An 18,572-nucleotide genomic window follows, 5' to 3' on the forward strand; every position below is an offset into this window, starting at 1 on the left:
CGCCTCTTTTTCCGCCCTGCTGCCGGGCGCAAGGAAGGAGACGTTCATCGACTAACCCAACACCGCCAAAGTCATGCCTGCGAAATCCAAGAAACCCGCAGTTAAGAAGTCCGCTGCCAAGCCTGTGAAAAAAGCTCCGGTGAAGGCGGTGAAGTCGAAGAGCAAGCCCGCCCCTGCCAAGGCCGCGAAACCGAAGAGCAAGCCCATTTCGAAGAAAGCGGCGCCGCAAAAGCCCGCTCCGAAGAAACCCTCCCCCACACCTGTGAAGAAACCCGCCCCGAAAAAAGCCCCCGCCAAGAAAGCAGCCGCCCCTGCCAAAAAGCCCGCAGCCAAGGCCGCGCCAGCCGCCAAGAAGCCAGCCGCCAAGGCTCCGGCCAAGGAGACCAAGCCCGCACCAGCTGCCAAGGCAGCGCCCGTGAAGGCAGCCCCTGCGGCCGCTCCGGTCAAGGCCGCGAAGCCCGCCCCGAAGAGCGCGCCTGCGCCGCTGACTCCCAAAACCCGCACTTCTGTCTCCACCACGGGTACGCCCCGCTCACGCATCAACCGTGAGGAAGAAGGCATCACCATCGAGATCGCCAAGGGCCCGGTGAAGATGACGCCTTTCCTCAAGAAGCAGAAGCAGCGCCTGGTGGAGCTGCGCGACGCCTACCTCAACTCCATCGAAGGCGTGGCCAGCGAAACCATCCGCAATGAAAACGGCGACGCCTCCGCCTTCGGCATGCATCAGGCCGATGCCGGCAGCGATGCGTATGACCGCGACTTCGCCCTCAGCCTCCTGGGCAAGGAACAGGATGCCCTCTATGAAATCAACGAGGCGCTGAAGCGCATCGAGACCGGCACGTATGGCGTGTGCGAAGGCACCGGCACCAAGATCCCGGAAGAGCGACTGGAGGCGATGCCTTTCGCGCGTTTCTCCGTGGCCTACCAGGAAAAGATCGAGCGCAGCCAGATGAGCGGCCGCTGGAGCCGCCCGGTGCACTCCCTCTTTGGACTCGACAATGCGGACGATGCCGCCGACGACGACAAGGATGATGATGATGCCGCGCCGAGCTCTTCGAACAACAACTCTGGCGAATCGCTTGACTTCTCCAAAGAGTGATCTAGCCTCCACGCCCCAAATTTATGCCGCGAGAAATCATCACCCTTGAATGCACCGAAGCGAAAGCCGCAGGTATGCCGCCCTCCCGCTACGTGACCACGCGCAACAAGAAGAGCGTCCGCACTCCGGGCCGTCTTGAAAAGGTGAAGTTCAATCACTTCATGAAGAAGCGTACCCTTCACCGCGAAACCCGCTAATTTTTACCCAAGACTGCCATGCAACCGAAGACCAAAGAACGCATGTCCAACTTCCGCCGCGCGAATCGCAAGATGCCGCGCCGCCGTGTGGACATCCCGGTGGAGAAGATTAACTACACCAATCCTGAGCTGCTCGCCCGTTTCACCACGGAGTCCGGCAAGCTCATCCCCCGCCGCATCACCGGTCTTCCCGCCTGGCTGCACCGCAAGGTCGTGCGTGAGATCAAGCGCTCCCGCGCCGTCAACCTTCTGCCTTGATTTGCAGGCTCTGCCTGTGAAGGGTAATTTTTGATCTGCTTCCCACTGTTGCATAACGCGGCAGTGGGAAGTTCTATTTACAGCCCATGTCCGCCCTTTCCGACACGCAAAACGAACGCGACGACCGCCGCCTCCCCATCGACCGCGTGGGTGTGCGCAGCCTGAGGTTTCCCCTGAGCATCCGTGACCGGGATGCCGCCGTGCAGCACACGGTTGCGACCGTCTCCCTGGCCGTCGATCTCCCGCATCATTTCAAAGGCACCCACATGAGCCGCTTTGTGGAGGTGCTGCACGCCCATGGTACGGAGCTGACGGTCTCCAACATCGTCGCCATGCCGCACGAGCTGATGAAAAAGCTCCATGCGGACAAGGCGCACGTGGAGATGAAATTCCCCTACTTCCGCTCCAAGAAGGCCCCGGTCTCCGGTGCCGAGGGCCTGCTGGACTACGGCGTGGTCTTTGAAGTGAACGCCGACAAGGACAGCACCGACTTCGTGCTCACCGTCGAGGTGCCCGTGACCACCCTGTGCCCCTGCTCCAAGGCCATCAGCGCCCGTGGCGCGCACAATCAGCGCGGCACCGTGACCCTGGCCGTGCGCTTCAGCGACCCTGTGTGGATCGAGGACCTGCTGGAGCTGGTGGAGTCCAGCGCGAGCAGCGAACTGTACAGCATCCTCAAGCGCCCGGATGAAAAGCATGTGACCGAAGCCGCCTACGACAACCCCGTTTTCGTGGAGGATCTGGTGCGCAACGTGGCGGTGAAGGCCAGGGCGCATCCGCGCATCACCTGGTTCCGCGTGGAGGCGGAGAACTACGAGTCCATCCACAATCACAACGCCTGGGCGATGATTGAGGGAGGGGCGGCTCCTGCGGCAAAGTGAAGGAGTCATGCTTTGCCGGCAGGGGAGTCTTCACGCGTTCGGAAAACTAAAAGATAAAAGCTTAAATCTGAACATCGTTCTGCCTCGATCACCCGCTCTGGAACCCTTTTAGCTTTTATCTTTCAGCCTTCATCTTTCACTTCTTCCATGTCCACCTACGTCACCGCCGTCCTCCCCACCGACCAGCCGCCGCTCATGCACCAGGCGGTGGATGAAGCCGTGCGTCTGCTGAAGGAAGGTGAAGTCGTCGCCCTGCCCACGGAGACGGTCTATGGGCTCGCGGCGAATGCGCTGGACGCGGCCGCTGTGGCGAAGATCTTTGAGGCCAAGGAGCGCCCCAGCTTTGACCCGCTGATCGTCCACCTCGCCAGCAAGGACCAGATCGACCTTGTGGCCGATGTGCCGCCGGAGATTTCCGCCACGCTCAAGAAAATGGTCGAGCGCTTCTGGCCGGGGCCCCTCACGATTCTGCTGCCCAAAAAGCCGATCGTGCCGGATCTCGTGACCGCCGGGCTGCCCACGGTGGCCGTGCGTGTGAGCTCCAACCCGATCTTCCGCCGTGTGATCACCGGCTTGGGCAAGCCGCTGGCGGCGCCGAGTGCGAACCGCTTTGGCTCCATCAGCCCGACCTCCGCCAGCGCTGTGCAGGCCGAGCTGGACGGGAGGATCCACCTCATCGTCGATGCCGGAGCGTGCATGTTTGGGCTGGAGTCCACCATCATCAAAATCGAGCCTGGAACGCCGAAGATGTTCATCGACATCGTGCGCCCCGGCCCGATCACGCCGGAGGATCTGAAGGCGTACGGCAAGGTGCGCCAGGCCACCCGTACCGTGGTGGATGAAGCCACCGCCGCGCCCGGCCAGCTGGCCTCCCACTACGCGCCCAAGACGCCGCTGCGCCTGCTGGAGCGTCCGGAGGATTTTATTCCCGAAGAGGGCAAGCGCTACGCCCTCATGAGCTATCGTGGCGAGGAGAAGGACGGCTACCTCAATCTCTGCGACTGGGAGGAAGTCATGATGCTGAGCCCCGGCAACGGCAAGCTGCCGGAGGCGGCGGTGCGCTTCTTCTACGTCCTCCGCGCGCTCGACAAGCTGGGCGTGGATGAAATCATTGCAGAACCGTTGCATGAACATGGCATGGGAATCGCCATGATGGACAAGCTCCGCCGCGCAAGCCGCCGGGTGTAGCGCAACCGTCCTCCCTTCAACATCTTCGATGACCTCACGTCCTTCGTTCCAGTGGCAGCGCAAGTGGCGGGAGCCCTTTGGAGTACAGCCGCGCAGTGAGGAGCGAACGAAGCTGCCGCTTTCGAACGTCTCGTGGTGGCGGGTGGACTGGGGCGTTCGTGCGCCGTGCGGCCTGCGGAAAGCGGTGGCTGCGCTCGTCCCTCGCTTCGCAACCGCACTCCAAATTCACGCCTGGCCTGCACGCACCGCTTTGAATCACGCATCACACCCCCATGACTGAAGCATCTTCATCAGAACCAGCGAAGGAAGGCCTGCCGGAGGCTCGCACTACGGAGAAAGGCGCCACGGCCCGCTCCACGGGGGTGGTCTCCATCGCCATCCTGTGCAGCCGCGTGCTCGGGCTGGTGCGGGATCAGATGCTCAACGGCTTCTTTGGCTCTGCCTTCACCGGCATCTTCACCGCCGCCTTTCGCACGCCGAACATGCTGCGCGATCTCTTTGCCGAAGGCGCTCTTTCGACGGCCTTTGTCACCACCTTCTCCAAAAAGATGAAGACGGAGGGCGATGAGGCCGCGTGGGTGCTCGGGCGCAAGATGATCTCCCTTTCCATGTGGTTCATGACGCTCGTGGCCATCGCGGGCGTGGCGCTGGCGCCCATCCTCTTCCGCATCCTGACGCCGGGCCTGAGCGAGGAGGCCAAGGTGCTCGGCACCTGGCTGGCGCAGATCATGTACCCCTTCATCGCGCTGGTGTCCGTCACGGCGCTGGTCATGGGCATGCTGAACTCTAAGAAGGTGTTCTTCATTCCCGCCGTGGCCTCGGCTTTTTTTAATCTCGGCTGCATTGTCGGCGGCGTGGTGCTGGCGTGGATCATCGATCCCGGCTTCCGCCATGGCCATGTCAGTGAGAAGGGGCTCACGGGATTCGCCATCGGCACACTGATCGGCGGTGTGATGCAGCTCGGCATTCAGCTGCCTTCGCTGCGTCGGGTGGGCTTTCGCTTCCGTTTTGACTTTGGCTGCAAAGACCCCGCCGTGAAAGAGGTGTTGCATCTCATGTGGCCCTCCATGCTGGCCGCCAGCGGCACGCAGGTGGCGGTGATGCTCAACTCCATCTTCGCCTCCTTCACCGCAGGGCATGAAAAATCCCTCGCCTGGCTGGCGAATGCGCAGCGCCTGCAGCAGCTGCCGCTGGGGCTGTTTGGCGTGGCCGTGGCCACCGTTACGCTGCCCATGCTCTCGCGCCTGGCCACGGATGGCATCACCCCCGCCTTTCGTGGGGCGCTGGCCAAGGGGCTGCGTCTGGTGCTCTTTCTCACGCTGCCCTGCGCCGTCGGGCTCACGCTGCTTGCCGATGAGATCATCTCCGTCATTTTTGAGCATGGCAAATTCAATGCCATGGACGTGCGCAACACCGCCGCGCCGCTGCAGGCCTACGCCTTTGGGCTCATCTTCTACGCCGCCATCAAGGTGCTGCAGCCGGCGTTTTACACCATCAACCGCCGCTTCATTCCCATGGTGGTGAGCATTGGCGTCATCGTCTTCACCGCCACGGTGAACTCCATCACCGTCTTCGTCTTCCACTGGGACCACACCGCGCTGGCCTGGGCCACAGCGGTGGGCCTGCTGCTCAATTTTCTCACGCTTTACCTCTGCATGCGCAAGTTTGCCTCCGGACTGGAGACGGGCCCGCTGATGCAATCGCTCGGCAGGCTGCTGGTGGGCATCGGGGCCATGTCCGCCATCTGCATTGCGGCCAAGAGCAGCATCATGGCCGACTGGGCGCATCTGCAGTTCATGCTGCGCTGCGCCACGCTGGGCATCAGCATCGGCGCGTCTGCCGCAGCGTATTTTGCCGTGACCAAGCTGCTCAAGGTGGAGGAAGCCGGGGAATTTCTCTCGTTGCTAGGCCGCCGCTTTGGCAAAAAGTAGCGGACCATGGCTCTCCAACGTTTCTGGCTCCAGATCGCCGCTTTTCTCGTGCTCGTGTGGGCTGGAGTCGGCGTGGTCATGTGGGTGACGGAGGACTCCGTTTTCTCTCCGGACAAGACGCTGGCGCTGATGGCCGAGGCTCCGTGGCTGGAGGATGAAAACCTCTCTGAGCCGAAGCGGAAAGCGTATCTGGACAAGGTCATCAGCTCCGTGCTCAAGCTCGACTTCAGCCAGCGCAACCAGATGCGCGAGGACGGCCTGGAAACCATGGAGCGCTTTACCAAATCGCTCACGGACGAAGAAAAGGGCGTGTATGTGGGCCGCACGGTGGAGGAGAACTTCAAGGCGGTGATGAAGGGGCTGGAAAAGCTGCCCGCCGAGGACCGCCGGCGGATCATTGGAGGCATCCAGCGCGAGATGAAAAAGAAGGCTTCAAAGAACCCTGAAATGCAGATGATGCTGGATCAGGATGCCGCCAGCTTTGAAAAGAACTTCACGAAGGACATGGGGCTCTTTTTCAAGGAGGCGCCGCTCTCCATGAAGCTGGAGATGGCCCCGATGCTCGAAGGCATGCAGGGGCGCATGCAGGGGATGAGGGTGAGGTGAAAGCAGCCTTGTTGCTGTGCAACAAGGGTGGGCTTTCGCTGCACCCACGCCACCCGGCTGTCCCACACTCTGCGTCATTGTGGAGCGCTCCCCAGTTCCACAGGAACTGGGCTACTTTTTCCAGCCCATCGGCTGCGTCCATGCCATCTCGGTCTGGTCTTTGAAGGAGGGGTTCGGATGTGGCTTTGAAGAAACAACCGTTGCGCGGAAGTACAATTCCTTGCCGGTGGGTTTCCAGACGATCTCGCTGCCTTCGATCTTTGCCAGCGTCCTGCCCACATCCTCGGAGTAAATCTTGCGGGTGGGGTAGGTGTCGCCCGGCGGAGTTTTGACGTCCGTTGTCGTCGCATCAAAGCCCTGCAACGTACCCCGGATCACCGTTTCATAGATGACCCCGGGCTCGGCATGAATGCGGATCCGCAGGGTGCCGTCGGTGAAGCTCACATCATCCAGCGTGACGCCGGAAGAAGCATAAAAATCGCCAGCCTTCATCGCCTTCACGAGTTCATCCGGATCGAGCTTCGATGCGCGAACCATCACCCAGCCGCGCCCGGGGCTTGCTTCCTCGCCGTGGTAATTGTGCGCGTCATCGGTGCCCACCCCATACATGGGCGGCGCCTTGAACTGGGCGATGCGCAGCGTGTTTGCGATGTCCCACAGTTTCTCATGCCCCACTCGCGTCTCATCGCCGAGCCAGTTGATGCCGGGATGGCCGTTGTAGATCTCCCAGAAGTTTTCTTCCAGCACGGCTGCCATGTCATCTGCCGTGAAGGCCCAGCGGAAATTGGGATGATTGATGTGCGTCAGCATCGGCACGCCGAGCCGCTTGGACTGCTCGTTCATCAGTTGAAAGTTTGCCCGCAGCACCTCCTGCACGCTGCCCAGGTCTTTGATCGGTTTGATCTCCTCGCGCAGGTTCACCGCTCCCAGATGGATTGGCACCTTGCCCAGCCCCGCGCTGATCTCTTCCGCCTGCACGATGAGGAATTTTTCGGGCACTTCAAACTTGGGGCGGTACTCCTCCAGCTTCTTCAGCCGCACCTCGGTGACGCCGTCTTTGACACGTGTGGTCACCCACTCGTCGCCAAAGCGGGCGCGGTACTTTTCCATCGTGGTCTTGCCCAGGGCCTTGCGGCGCTTTTCGATGGCGGGCTCGCTCATCCACACCTCTTTCGCCTGGAGCACGTTGTGGTCGGAGATGGCCAGGAAGTCGTAGCCATGCTGCTTGTACCAGTCCGTGATCATCTCCGGAAAGTCATTGCCGTCGCTCCACAGGGAATGCGTGTGCGTGTTCCCCTTGTACCAGCGCGGCTCTGCGGCGGAGGCGGTGGAGAGCAGGCCGAGGAGAAGAATGCTGAAAATGGTTGGGCGCATCTTTTTCGAACGCACGAAGAAGCGTGGATCTCGCCGGGAATTTGGTGACGTAAAGTTTTACCGCCCCCAGAGCTTGGCAAACTTCTCAGGCACGCGCAGGTCTGCCTTGCCGGTGGGGGAGAAGGCGGTGCGCTCTGCTTTGCCATCACGCACACGGCTGCGGCCGAGATTGAAGTGCCATGGGAAGAGCTCGGTGGGCCGCGAGCCATCGATGCCCTTGGTGGGATCGAGCACAAAGGCCTCGTCTCCGACGATCGGGAGTCTCATCTCGATGCTCCAGCGATCTGTGCCGCGATGCACGGCCACCTGCGCGCCGCTGCTCCAGCCGAGCCCACGTCCGCCCGTGGCGCGGTCGAGATCATACACGGCTCCGGCTGGATTGATGGAGATCTCGTAGTAGCTGCGCGTGGATGTCTCGATGAGCAGGGTGATGTGGTCGCCCTCCAGAAGCTTGGGGTCGTCGTTTTGAGTTGTGCTGGTCTGCAGCCCTTTCATGTCCGGCTCCAGGCAGACGATGCCGATGTGCAAGGTGCCGCCATCGCGCTGGATCTGGAAGCTGCTGTTGCATTTGGGCTGAGGGTCTTCAGAGCGCAGCTTGATCAGCGGCGCGATGCGTACCTCGCCCCACCAGGCTTTGTCCACATTGCCATCGAGCGGCTTGCTGCCGAGCGGTTTGGCTCCGGTGTTGGAGGTTTCCAGCACGCGATAAGAGAGATCCGTTTCGCGTTTACGGCTGAGCTGCATGCGCAGGGCTTCCAGAGGCTTCATGAGCTCCGCGATCTGCTGAATGCGGCGGCCCGGGAGACTGGCCGGATCGGCGGCGGCCTTGGCCTTGGCGAGGAGGTCCAGGGACTCGCCGATCTTTGCCGCGTCGGTATTCATGTGCATCCAGTTGGATTCAGCATGGGTGATGAAGGCCCGCATCGCCTCAGCCGCAGGGCCGTAGTAGCTGGTGACATAATCTGCCAGCAGCGCATTCACGTCCTGATTCACATCCCAGTAGAGACGTGCGGTGAGATAGAGATTGAGATGCTCGATGGCGAGATCGTTGTAGCCAAAGGATGACTCCTTGTCTGTGGGGTGCGCGTAAATTTCCACCAGTTCGCCAAGGCTGACACCTTTCAGCTCGCGCAGGTCCCGGCTGATCTGCTGAGTGTAAACCACAGGACGTCCGACCTGCTCCGGGCGTGCATTGGTGCAGAAGTCCCAGCTGATGTACTTGCCGGAGGGCAGCTTCTTCAGCCACTCGGCGCGCCATTCCCGGCGCTCCTTCCATTTGGCCTCGTCCCAGAACTCCTGACGGTGCCGCACGTCGATCAGTGCGAGGTTGGGGCTGAGCTTTTCAATCTTCAGCGGCGGCTGGGTGTAGGCGCCGTAGGCCAGCGCACTGACGAGCCGGTCCGGGTGGCTGCGGTTCACCTCCAGCGCCACGCGGTTCAGGTATCCCCAGACGTGGTCGGACATGGTGCCTCTCCAGCCGCGCTCTGGTGTGAGCTGCGCCATCCAGGCGGGATCGTCGGAGGTCAGGCCGCTGTAGCCGTCCACGAGGTCGATGTTGTGCATCGGCTCGTGGAAGTGGTCAAACATCGCGCGCACATGCTTCACCTGTTTTTCAAACAGCAGCGGAGAGAGCAGATTGGGGATGCCTTCGCTGCGAGTGCTGCGTTTGCCCTCCTGCAGCAGATACATCTCCGGGTGCGCTTTTTTCATCTCATCGCGCATGATGACAAACTTCAGCCCGTGGCAGATCTGCGGAAAGCCCGCGATCTCCGCGCCGAAGTTGAGGCCGAGGCGAAGATCCCATAGAGCCCTGTCGCCAATGCCGGTGTGCTGCGTGTAGTAGGAGAAGCGGCGAAAGCCAAAGTCGGGAGCCACCGTGCGGTTTACCTGCGGCAGCGTGATCGTGGCCACCTGCGGCACCACCTCGCCGATCTCTCCGGGGGCGAACCAGCGGCAGCCGAGGCTGCGCAGGAATTCATTCACGGCATTGAAGGTGCCTGCATCATCCATTTCCCAGATGTCGAGCTCGGGGTGGTAGCGCTGGTAGAGCTCGCCGGCGGTGTTCCAAAAAGTGTCTCCCGTGATTTTGTCCCACTCGGCATTCACGCGGGCGGTTTCATTTTTGTCCCGCTTGCGGCCCCAGGGCTCGATGGGCACGTAGTCCTTGTCCGCGCCCAGCAGGGCCAGCCAGCCCTCGCCTGAGGCCATGCGGAAGGCACCGTGCTGGAGCGTCTGTGTCGCAAGGCCAAGAGCCTCCGTGTGGCGGCTCATGCCCACAAAGATCGTGGATTTTCCCGGCGTGCGCTCCGTGACGACTGGCAGAGTCGCGCCAGACATTTTGGCCACGTACTGCTGCAGCTCCTTCGCCGCCAGCTTCGTCATGCGCGCGGGTTTGTCAGAGATGACGATCTCCGCATGAGGCCTGCCTTGTTCGACGATGATCGAATCTGCGGCGCTCAGCGAGTGTGGCGAGGCAATCAGGGCAACGACGAGGATAGAACAAAGCTGCTTCAGCATGATGATGTGTGAGATTGGGGATCTCACCAATACCTCCATGCAGCAGAAATCTATCTCTGCAGGACGAGGCAGCCGAACCGCCCTGCGAGCCAAGGGACCGATTAACTGCAGAGCAGCGGTTTCATGACACTTTACTGCTCCACGCGGAAGATGTGCATGGAGGTGCCGCCGGGGCGGAGCTCCACGTAGTTGTCCGCGCCGCGCCACTCGTAGGTCTGGTTGTGGAGGAGGTCGGTCACCTTGTAGGGGCGGCTGCCGTCCAGGCCGAGGGCGCTGAGGTCCAGATGCACCATGCCGATGGCCGGCTGGTGTGCGTCGTGGCTGATGACGCAGAGGATGCGGCTGCTGAAGTCGGGCGTGGCCTTGCTGTAGCAGAGCATCTGGGCGTGGTCCGCACCGTGGAAGCGAAGGTTGTCGTAGAGGTGCAGCGCCGGGTTGTCGCGGCGGATGAGGTTGAGCTGGCGGATGAAGCCGGTGATGTTGCCGAGCCTGTTGTAGTCGCGCTGCTTGAGCTCGTACTTCTCGCTGTTGTTGTACTCCTCCTTGCCGGGGTAGGGGTCGTTTTCGCAGAGTTCGTAGCCGGAGTACATGCCCCAGGTGGAGGAGAGTGTGGCGGCCAGGGCGGCGCGGATGCGGAACATCTGGGAGCCCGCATTCTGGAGGTGGCCAGGCAGGATGTCCGGGGTGTTGGGCCAGAAATTGGCGCGGTAGTACCAGCGCATGTCGCTGCGCGTGAGCTCCGTGGCGTATTCGGTGAGTGACTGGCGGTCCTCACGCCAGGTGAAGTAGGTGTAGCTCTGCGTGAAGCCCACCTTGCCCAGCACCTGCATCATCTTCGGCTTGGTGAAGGCCTCGGCGAGGAAGAGCACGTCCGGGTCCTTGCGCTGGATGGTGGCGATGAGCTCCTCCCAGAAGGCGACGGGCTTGGTGTGCGGATTGTCCACGCGGAAGATCTTCACGCCGCGGTCCACCCAGAACTGCACCACGGCGATGAGCTCCTTCCAGAGGTTGCGCCAGTCGTCGCAGTGGAAGTTGAGCGGGTAGATGTCCTGGTACTTTTTCGGCGGATTTTCCGCATAGCGGATGCTGCCGTCCGGGCGCTTGTAGAACCACTCGGGATGGTCTTTGACATAAGGATGATCCGGCGAGCAGTTGAGCGCGAAGTCGAGCGCGATTTCGAGGCCGCGCTTTTTCGCCTCCTTCACGAGCCAGACGAAGTCCTTCTCGGTGCCGAGCGCGGGCTCGATGCTGTAATGCCCGCCAGCGGGGCCGCCGATGGCCCAGGGGCTGCCCACGTCGCCCTCTTTGGCGGTGAGGGTGTTGTTTTTGCCTTTGCGTGCGGTGACACCGATGGGGTGGATCGGCGGGAAATAAATCACGTCAAAGCCCATGTGCGCGGCGTGGTCCAGGCGGCCCAGGCAGTCGCGGAAGGTGGAGTGCTTGTCGCTGCGACCCTCAGCGCCACGCGGGAAGAACTCATACCAGGCGGAGAAGCGTGCGCGCTCGCGCTCCACGGTGGCGCGCAGAGTGCCGGAGGTGGTGGACTGTGAGCGGTCCGGGTATTGGTCCATCAGGCTCTGCATCTCGTCGGAGAGCAGCACCTCCATGATGTCTGCGGGCTTTACGGAGGTGAGAAGGTCTGCGCAGTTTTCGAGCTGGGTGGCTGCGGTGGGGACGCCTGCGGTGCGTGCGCGACCGGCAGCCTCTCGCAGCAGGCGTGCGCCTTCCTGAGCCTCCACGGGCACGTCGGGGTCCTTGGCCTGCACACGGACGGCGAAGGTCTTTTTCCACGAGCGGAAGGTGTCTCCCCAAGCCTCCACGACATACTCCCAGCGCCCGGCTTTGGAAAAGCGGCACTGGCCGTGCCAGCGGTCGTTTTCCAGCAGCTTCATGGGGGCCTCAAGCCAGCGCTTGGAGCCTGCCGCGCGCCAGCGCAGGACGGCGCTCATCACATCGTGCCCGTCCTTGAAGATGTCGCACCAGACATCCAGCGGCTCGTCGATGACCCGCTTGACCGGATGCTGCCCGCCATCAAGGCAGGGGTAGAAATTTTCGATGACGACGGTGGGGGCGTGGGACATGGGGAGAAGTTTGCGGTGGTTGGCGATGGTTTGCAATTGTTTGCAGTGGTTTCAAGCCTGTGCCGCGCGGCGCAGCTGGGATTCGCGGAGGTTGTGGATCCTGACAGAAAGATCGTAGGCCTGATTGAGGATGGGATCGGTGGCCTCCCTGGAGGTGAAGCCGAGGTCGTTGGAGAGAATCAGGTCGCACGCTGTCTCCATGAGGGAGCTGTAGGCCTGACTGGAAAAGTGTGCCTGATCTTTTAGGCTGGACCGCCCACTGCCTTCAGCCAGATTATTGGCCACGGAAACCGAGGCACGGGTGAGCTGGCTGGCCAGGCCAAAGCGCTCTGCAGATGGAAATGCACCTGCGCACTCATACACGGAGCGGACCAGCTGCCGGGCATCCTGCCAGACTTCCAGCTTCTCAAAGGGGAATTCTTTTCTCATGGTATGCAGCGATGAAGAACCGAGGTGCAGAATCGCACCCAAGGTTTCAATCAACCACTGCAAGCCATTGCAAACAACTGCCAACCACCGCAAACTCAGCCCAGCAGCGGGCGCAGCATGTTGCAGATTTCGGGGACGCGGACGAAGGGGTCTTCCTTGGTCTCAAACTCGAGGGTGAACCAGCCCTGGTAGTTGGCGTCGCGCATGATCTGGATGACGCGTTTCACATCGCTGGGTTCGCTTTCGCCTTTCTTGGCACCCTTGCGGCTGATCTCCATCTTGAGCTGCACATTGACGGCGTAAGGGGCGATCTTGGCGAGGTCGGCATAAGGGTCTTCGGTGTGGAAGTTGCCGCTGTCGAGATTGATGCCGGCCCAGGGGCTCTTGGCGGCCTTGACCATCTTGATGAGATTGTCCGGCTCTGCGACGATGCCGCCGTGGTTTTCCAGGCCGAGGAAGACGCCTTTCTTGGCGGCGTAGTCGAGGCACTCCTGATAGGACTCCAGGCAGTTGGCCACGGCCTGCTCCTCACTGAGGTCCTTGGGCTGCGGGCCCGCAAACACGCGGATGTGCGGCGCGCCCATGACGGCGGAGTGGTCGATCCACTTCTTGGTGTAGGCGATCTGCTCGCTGAGTTTTTCACCCTTGGGCAGCGCGAAGTTGTTGCCCACGGCGGTGCCTGCGAGCTGCACGCCACGCAGGTAGGCGCGGCGCTTCACTTCCAGCAGGAAGGCTTCGTCCACATCCTTCGGGAAGAAGTAGCTGGTCACCTCTGCGCCGGGGACGTTGTTGTCGCCGCACCAGTCGATGAAATCGAGGATGCTCCACTGCGGCTTGCCGTCCTTCGGCTTCTGCTCCTTGTCGCGCATCCACTGGAAGTACTCGCGGAAGCTGTAGGCGGCCACGCCGAGCTGCATGCGGCTTTTGCCGGGACGCTTGATGGGCTCGATGGCAGGCAGGGTGGAGACGCTGAGTGCGCCAAGGCTGGTGGAGAGAAAATGACGGCGTGAGATCATGGTGGGAGTGCGGTTGGTGAGAGGTGGAAGATTAGAGTCGTACCATACTGAGGAAACAGAACGAATTTGTCGAGGCGGATGATGGGATCATGTAATCCCCGCTTTCAGACCCCGGTACATCTCCACCTCGTCGGGGAAGAACCCCCAAAGTCCGTGGCACGCAGAGCGCAATCCTGCGAGGTTTTTTTCAGTGAGCGCATGGCGCCCCAGCAGTACATAACGGCGGGCTTCCTCGGGATCGCTCAAACTCGGAGCCTGCGGCTCCAGCCATAGGAAAGTTCTCTCCCAGTAGGGGAAATGGCCGTGTCTCAGATTGGAGTACAGCCTCCACAATTCATCGTCCACGGCATCGAGACGGGCGAAGTTTTTCGCGCGTATGCACTCCTGCATCCGGTCATTCATCTCCTGCGCCTTCTGCACATCGGCAGGGGTGCCACATTCACGGGCCAGCTGGAAAAAGGCGTTGTCATGTTGTTTGACTTTCCTGACCAGGGTGGGCCACTTGATCAGCGCGTCGGCCTCATCCAGACGGCAGGCCGCCTCCAGCAGCAGCTTGTCGCACTGCTCGCAAGTCACAAAGTCGCCGTCGGCCTGACGGATGCGCTCCTCCAGCTCAGCGAAGGAGATTTCGCGTTCCAGATCGGTGATGATCTGGGCTGCGGTGCGCTCCTCGGTCTCGTCCGCCTTGCGTCGCAGCAGCTGGCGGCGGGAGTTTTCGTTCATCAGCCTTTGGTGCAGAAATTCCACGGAGTTTGCGGCGGCCTTGCGCCCCAGTGCCAGACGAGTGGAAAACTCCTCGTCCAGATAGGGAATGTACACCTCCATCACGATGTCGCGTGATTCGTCCATTTTGAGCGTCACCTGGATCTCCTGGTCTGCGGGCACATCGCGGCGGATCTGGTCGCCGCGGATTTCCATGTGGCCTATGACGCGGTTGCGGTCGCTGTGAGCGCTTTCACCCTCCACCACGGGAATGCGCAGGCTGCTTTCCTTGTCCCCGGCCACCAGCACGTCGGCGGTGTGGTGCGAATGCGTGCACTTCTGCGGCAGGCCCGAGCCTTTGCTGAAATACTGGCGTGTTTTGTTGTTTGCCAGCGCCACGCTGATGGAGTGGATGAGAGGCTGCTCCTCCACCGCTGCGCCGATGGTGTAATGGATGCTCTCGGGGGCGGTCTTCAGCGGCTGTCCGGCGGCGTTCCGCAGGGTGATCTGGTATTCGTTCCGCATCTTGCGCTCTGCTGCCAGAGTGAGAGCAAAGGTGCCGTCCTGATTCACCGGTACCTGGCCGCTGGTCCAGCCGCTGCTGGCATTGGCGAATTCGATCGTATGGTTGGCACAGCCCTCCGCGCCAGCCTGGACGCGGCCGCCCACCAGAGGATCGGCATCCACGCCCACGGGCTTGTATTTCAGATCCAGCCCCACCGTTCCTGCGGACACGGCCACCGTCACCTTTGCGGTGAAGGGCTGCGTGCTGGCAAACACAGCCGCGCCGCAGGCCACGACTGTCATGGGATCCACGCTGAAATCCACGCTGGTCCCCAGCTCCGACTGCAACTGTGCACGGAAATAGGGTGCCAGGGTGGGGCCTCCCACCAGGATGGTCCTGGCCAGGTCGTGGCAGGCCAGCCCCTTGCCGGCCAGCAGGCGCTTCACCTGGCTGATCGATCTGGAGATGATCGGTGCTGCGATGCGTGCAATGTCCTCCTGCGACAGCTCCATGCCCAGAGACTCAAGGTCCACCTCCGCTCCTGCGGCGTCTTCAAACAGGCACTCCACCAGCGGGGCGCGGCTGGTGCGGCTGGCTTCAATTTTGGCCTTTTCGATGGCGGACTTGAGCTTCTGCACGGCCACTTCCCAGCGGGGATTGCCCCGGCGAAAGTCGGGAAGGTCAAACTGCTCCGTGAGGCGCGGCAGCAGCAGCTGCTGAAAGATGGCCCAGTCGATGTCCGAGCCCCCGAGGAAATTGTCCCCCTCATGCGCCGTCACCTGAATGATGCCCTCCTCCGCGCGGATCAGCGCCGCATCAAAGGTGCCGCCGCCAAAGTCATAGACCAGCCAGTAGCCTTTCTCCTGGTCCTTCTGAAATCCATAAGCCAGCGCCGCAGCCACCGGCTCCTGCAGCAGTGGCGTCATGCTGAAGCCCGCCAGTGCGCCCGCACGCTGCGTGGCCTCGCACTGGTGCAGTTCAAACGCCGCAGGCACGGTGATCACGGCCGCCGCCACCTGCTCCCCGCGCGCCTGTTCCACATCTCCCTTCAGTGATTTGAGCACCTCGGCGGAAAGCTCCTCCGGCTTGAGGCGCTTGCCGGATGAACGAAACTCATAGACTTCGTCCGAGCCCATTCGCCGCTTGAACTCCGTGTAAGCGTCCTGGGGCTGCGCCAGTTGCACGCGCCGCGCGGCCTCTCCCAGCCGCAGCACGCCGTTCTTGGTGAAGCCAACGGCAGAGGGCGTGGTGTCCTGCCCCTGGTTGTTTTTGATGATGGCGGGCGCGATGCCCTCCATCACGGCGATGGCGCTGTTGGTGGTTCCGAGATCGATTCCGAAATCGAGGGTCTGACGTGGCATGATTGAATCTGGAGAGGTTAAGGATGAAGAGTGTGAGGCAATGAAGCTCATCTGATGGAGTCTGAGGAAGGCTCCAATGGCAGGGCGATGATGATCTCTCCCGCCTTGACGATCTGGTTGCGGAAAAACAACGTGGGCCGGATGGTCTCAAGCACCGTTTCACGGCTTACCGCTGCGGAGCGCTCCGCCGCCACCACCTTTTCTGGAAGGCCGTAGTCATAGGCTTCGGTCTCACGATCCCGCAGCGTCAAGCCAACCCTTTCCAGCGTGTCCAATATGGCAGTCACATGGCGCGCCAGCGGCCGGTGCTCCTCCTTCACTTCCTTGGTGGTACGGTCCGTCATGCGCCGCTGCAGGCGCCATGCATGGAGGGCGATGTCGCAGAGAGCTGTCAGGGGTACGTGTCCCTCGTTTTGTGGCGCAGGATCTCTCGGTGCGACCGCTTCTGGCGATGAGATTGATGTCGGAATGGACTGGCTCATGGTGGGAAGAGAAGGGAATGATCAGTGTGCGGGTTGAATGTGGAACTCGCCGTCCTGCAGCGAAGTTATATGAAGGACAGCGGGCATTCCATTGGGGAGGAGTGAAGGAGAAAGCTTGTCCTGATAGAGAGGCTCGAACCGATTGTCCAAAATGCTCCAGTAGGTTCCCCAGGTGAGCGTCAACATATAAATATCATCCGGGAGCCTGATGTCGGCCTTCTCCCCGTTTCTGATAAACACCTTTAGAGATTGATCAGGCTTGAGCAGCAGAGTCAGAATTGCGCAAAAATGAATGCCGTTATCGTTCACGGGGGCCGAGATTTGCAATCTTGAACGATCGCTTCGCAAAGCCGGACTTCGCTGCAGCACGCCGGTGCTGGGCAAATCCATGAGCGCTTGCGTACCAAGGCGCTGTGGCAGGCCGTGTGCTTTCAGCTCCTCGGGCGTGAATTTTCCTGTGGCTATGGGTTTGGCAGAAATGGAATTGACCACCAGCGAAATGACGGCGGTTGTGGAGATGATCACCATCAAGATCCAGACACTCCGGGGGACGAGTCGCAGCCAGTGAAGGAAGAGAGTGCTCCATCTGGGGCGCTGTGCGGGGTACAGCATTTTCCTGCCATTCACCAGCTTTGGACGTGAGTACTCAAAGTTTATTTCCGGAGGCATTCTTTGCAGAAGAGCCTGGGCGATCTGGACATTGGAATTGATGATTCCGAGCAGCTCGGCGTCAGTCGTCAGCGCGCGGCAGGTCGCCATGATGGGGAGGTATTCTTCCGCATGCCTTCGTTTTTCCCGCTGAGCCAGCACCGCAGGGGAGGGATTTTTGGAGCAGTAGATCAAGTTGTAACCTGTCACCGCGATACTCAGAGCGCCCCGGGAGATTTTTTCGCGGTCAGGGCTTCCCATCTGGCCGGGCTGCACCAGTTCCACGACCTTGAGCAAGGGGGTGGCGGCGTCCAGCAGCAGGCGAGCGCTGGCGATGCCTTCGATCTCCGCCGTCTGAACCTGCCGCCTGGCATTTTGAAGGGCATGGTCCAGCCGCTCGCGCACGCGGGCCAGCGCATGGTCCGTCGCGCATTGAAAAGCTTCGCCGAAGCCTCCCAGGGAAGACTTCAAAAAGCTGATGAGCCATTGACACTCGATGCGGCGCTTCTTTTGCGCATAAGCCACCGCGAGCATGGCTTGGATCCGGTCAAACGCCCAGTGCAAGTCTCCACGCAGACGCCGCGCCAGGCCTGTGGTCACAGACGGGTCGTCCATTTGTATGATGCGCGCTTTGTAATGGTCCCACAAATCCTCATCCTCCGCGATCCGCCTCCAGCGTTTCATGGCCATCCGCCATTCAGCGTACATTTCGTTGAGTGCCTCTGGCGGCAGCGGCTTTGCCAAGTCGCGCAGCGACAAGTCCAGGGCCCGCATGTGGCTGAGCACCGCAAGATTATGCGTAGAAATGCAGCATTGGCCATCCGCCTCGCGCGCAGTCCAGATGGCCTTGGCGCCCTCCAGGTCCATCTGTCTCAGGCTCATCAAGGCCGGATCCCCCTCCGGCTGCTCCCAGCTGTCTGGCCACAGCCAGAAGAATTCATGCAGCGCGCGGGTTGGCAGATCCATCAAGTTTCTGAGAGCTGTTCGGAGCTCATCGGGCCCTGGGACATGAGTGCTGCCCAGCATCGCGGGCAGGCCTGCGGCGGCCTGTCCGCCCACCTGCTGCAGCAGTTTCAACCTTTCCCCGTAGCGCGTCACCTCGCGCATGGAGGCAGTGACCATCAATCCCGTGATGCGGAAGGCGTTGTGGGCATACAAGGCAGGTGTGCCGACCGTCATCAGGGGGGTGAGGTCGGGGTCTGCTGTGGTCATGTGCGCAGTTTATGCTAGGCAAATCGTTAAAGCGGGCAACCGCATATTTTTTATGGCTGGTGGATCCGGGTGAAAGTGGGGGATT

At 61.4% G+C, this 18,572-nt stretch carries 15 protein-coding genes; 7 read left to right on the forward strand and 8 right to left on the reverse strand.

Annotation, left to right across the window (positions count from 1 at the left end; translation table 11 throughout):
- The first annotated feature begins 73 nt into the window (after window positions 1-73).
- The 7 genes from ACFQDI_RS16255 to ACFQDI_RS16285 all read left to right on the forward strand — a co-directional run bounded on the left by ACFQDI_RS16255 (window position 74) and on the right by ACFQDI_RS16285 (window position 6,160).
- Window positions 74-1,099, forward strand: a complete 1,026-nt coding sequence (locus ACFQDI_RS16255; RefSeq protein ID WP_377168640.1) for a TraR/DksA family transcriptional regulator — start codon at window positions 74-76, stop codon at window positions 1,097-1,099.
- 23 nt (window positions 1,100-1,122) lie between these two features.
- On the forward strand, window positions 1,123-1,296 hold the full coding sequence (gene rpmG, locus ACFQDI_RS16260; RefSeq protein WP_294397372.1) for a 50S ribosomal protein L33: 174 nt from the start codon (window positions 1,123-1,125) through the stop codon (window positions 1,294-1,296).
- 18 nt (window positions 1,297-1,314) lie between these two features.
- Window positions 1,315-1,554, forward strand: a complete 240-nt coding sequence (gene rpsR, locus ACFQDI_RS16265; protein WP_377168643.1) for a 30S ribosomal protein S18 — start codon at window positions 1,315-1,317, stop codon at window positions 1,552-1,554.
- Between the two features lie 86 nt (window positions 1,555-1,640).
- Entirely contained in the window at window positions 1,641-2,435 is a 795-nt protein-coding gene (gene folE2, locus ACFQDI_RS16270; protein ID WP_377168645.1) for a GTP cyclohydrolase FolE2, read from the forward strand.
- A gap of 147 nt (window positions 2,436-2,582) precedes the next feature.
- Complete coding sequence (locus ACFQDI_RS16275; RefSeq protein ID WP_377168647.1) at window positions 2,583-3,623, forward strand: L-threonylcarbamoyladenylate synthase; 1,041 nt, start codon at window positions 2,583-2,585, stop codon at window positions 3,621-3,623.
- Between the two features lie 272 nt (window positions 3,624-3,895).
- A complete protein-coding gene (gene murJ, locus ACFQDI_RS16280; RefSeq protein WP_377168649.1) occupies window positions 3,896-5,554 on the forward strand; it encodes a murein biosynthesis integral membrane protein MurJ in 1,659 nt (552 codons plus the stop codon).
- A 6-nt stretch (window positions 5,555-5,560) separates the two neighbouring features.
- The gene (locus ACFQDI_RS16285; RefSeq protein ID WP_377168651.1) at window positions 5,561-6,160 is read left to right on the forward strand and encodes a hypothetical protein; all 600 of its coding nucleotides are present in this window, start codon (window positions 5,561-5,563) and stop codon (window positions 6,158-6,160) included.
- Between the two features lie 111 nt (window positions 6,161-6,271).
- Here ACFQDI_RS16285 and ACFQDI_RS16290 read toward each other — a convergent pair whose 3' ends face one another.
- The 8 genes from ACFQDI_RS16290 to ACFQDI_RS16325 form a co-directional block, all read right to left on the reverse strand.
- Window positions 6,272-7,534 (reverse strand): CehA/McbA family metallohydrolase domain-containing protein, encoded by a 1,263-nt coding sequence (locus ACFQDI_RS16290; protein ID WP_377168653.1) that lies wholly within the window; start codon window positions 7,532-7,534, stop codon window positions 6,272-6,274.
- A 57-nt stretch (window positions 7,535-7,591) separates the two neighbouring features.
- Window positions 7,592-10,051: a DUF4838 domain-containing protein gene (locus ACFQDI_RS16295; protein WP_377168655.1), complete on the reverse strand. Its 2,460-nt coding sequence runs from the start codon at window positions 10,049-10,051 to the stop codon at window positions 7,592-7,594.
- Window positions 10,052-10,182: 131 nt separating this feature from the next.
- A complete protein-coding gene (locus ACFQDI_RS16300; protein ID WP_377168657.1) occupies window positions 10,183-12,132 on the reverse strand; it encodes an alpha-1,4-glucan--maltose-1-phosphate maltosyltransferase in 1,950 nt (649 codons plus the stop codon).
- A 51-nt stretch (window positions 12,133-12,183) separates the two neighbouring features.
- Entirely contained in the window at window positions 12,184-12,561 is a 378-nt protein-coding gene (locus ACFQDI_RS16305; protein WP_377168659.1) for a four helix bundle protein, read from the reverse strand.
- Window positions 12,562-12,656: 95 nt separating this feature from the next.
- Entirely contained in the window at window positions 12,657-13,577 is a 921-nt protein-coding gene (locus ACFQDI_RS16310) for a sugar phosphate isomerase/epimerase family protein (protein ID WP_377168661.1), read from the reverse strand.
- A gap of 87 nt (window positions 13,578-13,664) precedes the next feature.
- Window positions 13,665-16,145 carry an Hsp70 family protein gene (locus ACFQDI_RS16315; RefSeq protein ID WP_377168663.1) on the reverse strand — a complete coding sequence of 827 codons (2,481 nt, stop codon included), beginning with the start codon at window positions 16,143-16,145 and terminating at the stop codon, window positions 13,665-13,667.
- A gap of 47 nt (window positions 16,146-16,192) precedes the next feature.
- Window positions 16,193-16,489: a hypothetical protein gene (locus ACFQDI_RS16320; protein ID WP_377168665.1), complete on the reverse strand. Its 297-nt coding sequence runs from the start codon at window positions 16,487-16,489 to the stop codon at window positions 16,193-16,195.
- 159 nt (window positions 16,490-16,648) lie between these two features.
- Entirely contained in the window at window positions 16,649-18,142 is a 1,494-nt protein-coding gene (locus ACFQDI_RS16325) for a hypothetical protein (protein ID WP_377168667.1), read from the reverse strand.
- Window positions 18,143-18,572: the final 430 nt, after the last annotated feature.

The sequence above is a fragment of the Prosthecobacter fluviatilis genome, assembly GCF_042655725.1.
GTDB lineage: Bacteria > Verrucomicrobiota > Verrucomicrobiia > Verrucomicrobiales > Verrucomicrobiaceae > Prosthecobacter > Prosthecobacter fluviatilis.

Bases quoted from the DNA above. Each gene is read 5' to 3' on its own strand.
- ACFQDI_RS16255 (WP_377168640.1), top strand. From the start codon at position 74: ATGCCTGCGAAATCCAAGAAACCCGCAGTTAAGAAGTCCGCTGCCAAG.
- rpmG (WP_294397372.1), top strand. From the start codon at position 1,123: ATGCCGCGAGAAATCATCACCCTTGAATGCACCGAAGCGAAAGCCGCA.
- rpsR (WP_377168643.1), top strand. From the start codon at position 1,315: ATGCAACCGAAGACCAAAGAACGCATGTCCAACTTCCGCCGCGCGAAT.
- folE2 (WP_377168645.1), top strand. From the start codon at position 1,641: ATGTCCGCCCTTTCCGACACGCAAAACGAACGCGACGACCGCCGCCTC.
- ACFQDI_RS16275 (WP_377168647.1), top strand. From the start codon at position 2,583: ATGTCCACCTACGTCACCGCCGTCCTCCCCACCGACCAGCCGCCGCTC.
- murJ (WP_377168649.1), top strand. From the start codon at position 3,896: ATGACTGAAGCATCTTCATCAGAACCAGCGAAGGAAGGCCTGCCGGAG.
- ACFQDI_RS16285 (WP_377168651.1), top strand. From the start codon at position 5,561: ATGGCTCTCCAACGTTTCTGGCTCCAGATCGCCGCTTTTCTCGTGCTC.
- ACFQDI_RS16290 (WP_377168653.1), bottom strand. From the start codon at position 7,534: ATGCGCCCAACCATTTTCAGCATTCTTCTCCTCGGCCTGCTCTCCACC.
- ACFQDI_RS16295 (WP_377168655.1), bottom strand. From the start codon at position 10,051: ATGCTGAAGCAGCTTTGTTCTATCCTCGTCGTTGCCCTGATTGCCTCG.
- ACFQDI_RS16300 (WP_377168657.1), bottom strand. From the start codon at position 12,132: ATGTCCCACGCCCCCACCGTCGTCATCGAAAATTTCTACCCCTGCCTT.
- ACFQDI_RS16305 (WP_377168659.1), bottom strand. From the start codon at position 12,561: ATGAGAAAAGAATTCCCCTTTGAGAAGCTGGAAGTCTGGCAGGATGCC.
- ACFQDI_RS16310 (WP_377168661.1), bottom strand. From the start codon at position 13,577: ATGATCTCACGCCGTCATTTTCTCTCCACCAGCCTTGGCGCACTCAGC.
- ACFQDI_RS16315 (WP_377168663.1), bottom strand. From the start codon at position 16,145: ATGCCACGTCAGACCCTCGATTTCGGAATCGATCTCGGAACCACCAAC.
- ACFQDI_RS16320 (WP_377168665.1), bottom strand. From the start codon at position 16,489: ATGACGGACCGTACCACCAAGGAAGTGAAGGAGGAGCACCGGCCGCTG.
- ACFQDI_RS16325 (WP_377168667.1), bottom strand. From the start codon at position 18,142: ATGGACCTGGAGGGCGCCAAGGCCATCTGGACTGCGCGCGAGGCGGAT.